This window comes from Frankia tisae, assembly GCF_025403405.1.
GTDB classification, from domain to species: Bacteria; Actinomycetota; Actinomycetes; order Frankiales; family Frankiaceae; genus Frankia; species Frankia tisai.
The window spans coordinates 1-5,325 of record NZ_JANEZT010000421.1; the positions used below are offsets into that span (position 1 = coordinate 1).

General features: G+C 69.6%; 4 protein-coding genes. 3 read left to right on the forward strand and 1 reads right to left on the reverse strand.

Annotated elements, in window-relative coordinates; all coding sequences use genetic code 11:
* The 3 genes from NBZ85_RS27140 to sthA form a co-directional block, all read left to right on the forward strand.
* A partial coding sequence (locus tag NBZ85_RS27140; RefSeq protein ID WP_261562862.1) for a hypothetical protein occupies positions 1–180 on the forward strand: 180 nt, incomplete at its 5' end.
* A 110-nt stretch (positions 181–290) separates the two neighbouring features.
* Positions 291–1,682: a class II fumarate hydratase gene (locus tag NBZ85_RS27145; protein WP_261557846.1), complete on the forward strand. Its 1,392-nt coding sequence runs from the start codon at positions 291–293 to the stop codon at positions 1,680–1,682.
* A 539-nt stretch (positions 1,683–2,221) separates the two neighbouring features.
* Positions 2,222–3,631, forward strand: coding sequence for a Si-specific NAD(P)(+) transhydrogenase (gene sthA / locus NBZ85_RS27150; protein WP_261557849.1), 1,410 nt, complete (start codon positions 2,222–2,224; stop codon positions 3,629–3,631).
* Between the two features lie 183 nt (positions 3,632–3,814).
* On the opposite strand, the gene NBZ85_RS27155 is transcribed toward sthA, so the two are convergent.
* The gene (locus tag NBZ85_RS27155; protein WP_261557844.1) at positions 3,815–5,011 is read right to left on the reverse strand and encodes a serine hydrolase; all 1,197 of its coding nucleotides are present in this window, start codon (positions 5,009–5,011) and stop codon (positions 3,815–3,817) included.
* Between the last annotated feature and the right edge of the window lie 314 nt (positions 5,012–5,325).

A 5,325-nucleotide genomic window follows, 5' to 3' on the forward strand; every position in this document is an offset into this window, starting at 1 on the left:
GCGGACAACCACCCCGACCACCCGCCCCCAGGGAAGATCGCCGAAGGCGATCTGACCGAGACCCGCACGGCGCCCGATACCAGGGGTCCCCGCAAAGCGCCGAAGGCGCTTTGCGGGGAAAGGTGTGAGAGCTCCCATGGCACCGTGCGGCGCGGGCACGAGTCGCCCGACATGTCCTAGGGTCCCCTTGGGGCCGCTGTCCAGCCCCCCTCTCGCCGGGTGGTGGGCACCGGGGTGCGGTGTTGGTCAGATGCAGGTCAAAGGCGACGGAACATCGGGAGAACGGGCGCATGAGCGAGCAGGAATACCGCATCGAGCACGACAGTATGGGCGACGTCCGGGTGCCGGCATCGGCCCGTTGGCGGGCCCAGACGCAGCGGGCGGTGGAGAACTTTCCCGTCTCCGGCCAGCGGATCTCCCGCGCGCACATCCAGGCGCTTGCGCGGATCAAGGCGTCGGCGGCGACGGTCAATGCCAAGCTCGGGGTGCTGGACGCCGACATCGCCGAGGCAATCTCGGACGCGGCCACCGAGGTCGCGCGCGGCGACTGGGACGACCAGTTCCCCCTGGACGTGTTCCAGACCGGCAGCGGCACGTCATCGAACATGAACACCAACGAGGTGCTGGCGTCGCTGGCGTCCGAGCGGCTCGGCCGGGCGGTGCACCCTAACGACCACGTCAACGCGTCGCAGTCGTCGAACGACGTCTTCCCGTCGTCGATCCACGTGGCCGCGACCCAGGGGATCGTGCAGGAGCTGATCCCGGCGCTGGAGCACCTCGCCGCCTCGCTCGGCCGCAAGGAGACCGAGTTCGCGGACGTGGTGAAGTCGGGGCGGACGCACCTGATGGACGCCACGCCGGTGACGCTCGGTCAGGAGTTCGGCGGTTACGCGGCGGCGGTGCGCCTCGGCGTCGAGCGCCTGAACGTGGCCCTGCCGCGGATCGGCGAGCTGCCGCTGGGCGGCACGGCCGTGGGCACCGGCATCAACACGCCGCCCGGCTTCTCCGCCGCGGTGATCGAGGAACTGGCCGCCAGCACGGGCCTGCCGCTGACCGAGGCGCGTAACCACTTCGAGGCGCAGGCGTCGCGGGACGGCCTGGTCGAGGCGTCCGGGGTGCTGCGGGTCGTCGCCATCTCGCTCTACAAGATCGCGAATGACCTGCGCTGGGCCTCGTCCGGGCCGCGGGCCGGCCTCGGGGAGATCCACCTGCCCGACCTGCAGCCCGGCTCGTCGATCATGCCCGGCAAGGTGAACCCGGTCATCCCGGAGGCGGTCTGCCAGGTCGTTGCGCAGGTCGTCGGGAACGACGCGGCGGTCGCCTTCGGCGGCTCGGCCGGCAACTTCGAGCTCAACGTGATGCTGCCGGTGATCGCGCGCAATCTGCTGGAGTCGATCCACATCCTGTCCACGATCAGCCGGCTGCTCGCGGACCTCTGCGTCGACGGGATTGTCGCCAACGTCGAGCGCTGCCGGCGTTACGCCGAGTCCTCGCCATCCATCGTGACGCCGCTGAACAAGTACATCGGGTACGAGGAGGCGGCGAAGGTCGCGAAGCTGTCCCTCGCCGAGGAGAAGACGATCCGCGAGGTGGTGATCGAGCGCGGCTACATCGAGGCCGGCAAGCTCACCGAGGCCCAGCTCGACGCCGCCCTCGACGTGCTCTCGATGACCCATCCGTAGGACGATCCACCTGCGTCCGGATCGGCCGGCTCCGGAGAATCCACTCCGGAGTCGGCGTCCGGCGCCGCTCCAGGCAGGTCACCGCTCCCAGCGCACCTCCCGATAACGGGCGGGCGTCCGTCCCGACAACGGTGACGCGGCGGCGAAGCGGCGGGGGTCGTGGAAGACCCCCCAGACAGCCTCCACGACCCCCGCCTCTGGTCTAACGAGACGGCGGCCTGTTCGTTACGGGTGGCGGCGGCACCAATCTCGAACGGGCCGGCGAAGATCATCTGATGCCGCCGTGCACGCGGCGGGCCGAGGCGGGCGCGGCCGACGGCAACGACTCGGCTCGAGAGGGCCATCCGCCGCCGGCACGTCTCGGTTATTACGGACAGATAGATGGCGTTTACTCTCCGCGATATCGCATGGCTGAAACCCTCCGAGGAAAGCGCGGAGAAGAAATAAACGTAACAAGCCCGTGCAACGTGCCGACCCACCCGCTCCAGCCAGATAGCCTCAGCTTCACCGGGAGCCGGAAAGAATGCGGGGAGGTGACGGTGTTCGACTATGACGTCCTCGTCATCGGGTCCGGACCCGGCGGGCAGAAGGCTGCGATCGCGGCAGCCAAGCTCGGCCGGCGGGTCGCGATCGTGGACAAGCGGGAGATGATCGGCGGTGTCAGCATCAACACTGGCACGATCCCGTCCAAGACGCTTCGGGAGGCCGTTCTCTATCTGACCGGCATGTCGCAGCGCGAGCTGTACGGGTCGAGCTATCGGGTCAAGGACGACATCACCGTAGGTGATCTGTCCGCCCGAACCAGGCACGTGATCAGTCGAGAAATCGACGTCATCCGCAACCAGCTCAGCCGCAACCACGTCACGCTGCTGACGGGGCTGGCGAGCTTCATCGACCCGCACTCGGTCAGCGTGCGAGCGGCCGGGGACATCGAGGACCGGCGGGTCTCGGCCGAGCGGATCATCATCGCCACCGGCACCCGGCCCGCGCGGCCGGACACGGTCGACTTCGACGGCCGGACGGTGGTCGACAGCGACCAGATCCTGGCCCTGGAACGGCTGCCGCGGTCGATGGTCGTCGTCGGCGCCGGGGTGATCGGCATCGAGTACGCGTCGATGTTCGCCGCCCTCGGCACCAAGGTGACGGTCGTCGAGCGGCGGGACCGCATGCTGGACTTCTGCGACGTCGAGATCGTCGAGGCCCTGAAGTACCAGCTACGAGACCTGGCGGTGACGTTCCGTTTCCGCGAGTCGGTGGTGTCGGTCGAGCGGCACAACGGCGGGACGCTCACCCTGCTGGAGAGCGGCAAGAAGCTGCCCGCTGACACGGTGATGTACTCGGCGGGACGGCAGGGGCTCACCGACATCCTCAACCTGCCGGCGGCGGGCCTGTCCGCGGACAACCGCGGCCGGATCAAGGTCGGCTCCGATTTTCGCACCGAGGCCGAGCACATCTACGCCGTCGGCGACGTCATCGGCTTCCCGGCTCTCGCCGCGACCTCGATGGAGCAGGGCCGGTTGGCGGCCTACGCCGCCTGCGGTGAGAACGTGAACGCGATGCGGGCGGAGCTCATGCCGATCGGGATCTACACGATCCCGGAGATCTCCTACGTCGGACGGACCGAGGACGAGCTCACCGAGCTCGCGATCCCGTTCGAGGTGGGCATCGCCCGGTATCGGGAACTGGCCCGCGGCGCGATCCTGGGCGACTCCTACGGGATGCTGAAGCTGCTGGTCAGCCCCGAGGACCGGAGCCTGCTCGGGGTGCACGTCTTCGGCACCGGCGCCACCGAGCTGATCCACATCGGGCAGACGGTGATGGGTTGCAACGGCACCATCGACTACCTGGTCGACAGCGTGTTCAACTACCCGACGCTGGCCGAGTCCTACAAGGTCGCGGCGCTCGACGCGATGAACAAGATGCGAGCCGTCGCCCGCTTCAGCGGCTGATCTCGGGCCGTCGCGGCACCCCCGCATCGCAGTACGCACGCACCCCCGTCGCGGGCCGAGGTACAGCTCCCGGTCCGGAGCACGCGACGGGGGACGACGACAGCACCTGATGGCAGCACACGGCGGAGAACCACGACGGCCGGCCGTTGGGCCCGCCGCCGCGGCGCGCTACCCGGCAGTCGGCTACCCGGCAGCCGCCGAGCTCCTCGCCGCCTTCCAGGCCAGCGCGGACAGCCCCTGCACGGTGGTGATGCCCGACTGCATGCTCGGCCCGTTCTTCGTGTAGACGGCCATGACGTAGTCGCGGCCGGCTCCGTGGACGTGCGCCAGGCTGGTGATCACCCAGCCGCTGGTGCGGGGCAGCCAGCCGTTCTTCAGTTCCACCGTGACCCCCGCCGGCACACCGCCGGTCAGGCCCCACCGTTGCGCCGGGATCACGGTCTTCAGCAGGCCGCTCACCGTGGCCCGCCCGGCGGCCGACAGGGTGCCCGGGTAGGAGATCGCCCGCAGCACCGCGAGCTGGTCCGCCCCGGTGGTCCGGGTCAACCCCCACTTGCCGCCCGGTCCCGCCGTCGTCGCGTGCATGCCAAGACGGGCGAAGAAGGCGTTCATCGCAGGCGCGCCGCCGACGTCGGCCCACAGGGCGCTCGCCGCCGCGTTGTCGCTGACCGAGATCATCCGCCGGGCCAGCGCCTGCTCATGGGCCGTGAGCCGCCCCGACGCGCCCGCCCGCTGCACGAGCGCCGTGAGGATGTCGAGCTTGACCGAACTCGCCGTCTCGTAGCCGGCGACGGCTGGATCGGTGTAGACGGCCGCGGTGCCGGCGACCGCGTCGTACATGGCGACGCTGACGTGACCCGGCCGGCCCGCGAGGTAGCTGCGCAACCGCGCCGCCAGTCCGGTCGAGGCCACACCGCGCGCCGCCGCGATCGGCTCGACCGTGGCGAGGCGGCCGACCCGCCCCGTCGCGACCGCGTCGCCCGTCACCGGCGTGTTCGGGATGGACGTGTTCGGGGTGGGGGGCGCGGGTCTGGCCACGCCGTCGGCGATCACGTACGACGGGGTGCGCGGCACGGCCGGCACGGCGCGCAGCCTGGGCACGGCAGGCACCGCTGGTCCCAGCGCCGCGCCGAGCACCGACGACGGTGCCTCCGGCCCGGTGGCCCCCGCGCGACGGCGCACCAGCGCCGGGCTGATCGGCCCCGGATCCCCCGCCTGCGCGGCCGACACCGTGGCCGGCGCGCCGGCGGCCATCCGACCGCCGAGCACCGCCGATCCAGGCGCCTCGCCGGCCGACCAGTACATCACGCCACCGGCCATACCGGTGACGGTCAGCAACACCACACTCGCGCCCCATCGGCGCACCACTCGCTCATGCACGCCGCTTGTCTAACCAAGGCAGACGAATTTAAGAAGAGTACGGAAGAAAACGACATCAATCTTTTACCGCCAGGACAAACGGGACCCACAGGAAAACAATGATGTTTCCTTGTCGATGAACAGTAAGCCGCTATAACGCGATATTAGACCCGACTCGGCAGGGTGACATCTTTGCGCCGAAACGCAGTGAGCCTTTCCCTGCAACGGGCCGTCACACTCCGCGTTCGATCACTATCTGTGACGGGCGGAGGGGGGTAGGCAGGGAAACGCGGGGCCTCGGTAGGAAGTAGTCCTTCCACAGAGCAACTTCCGAG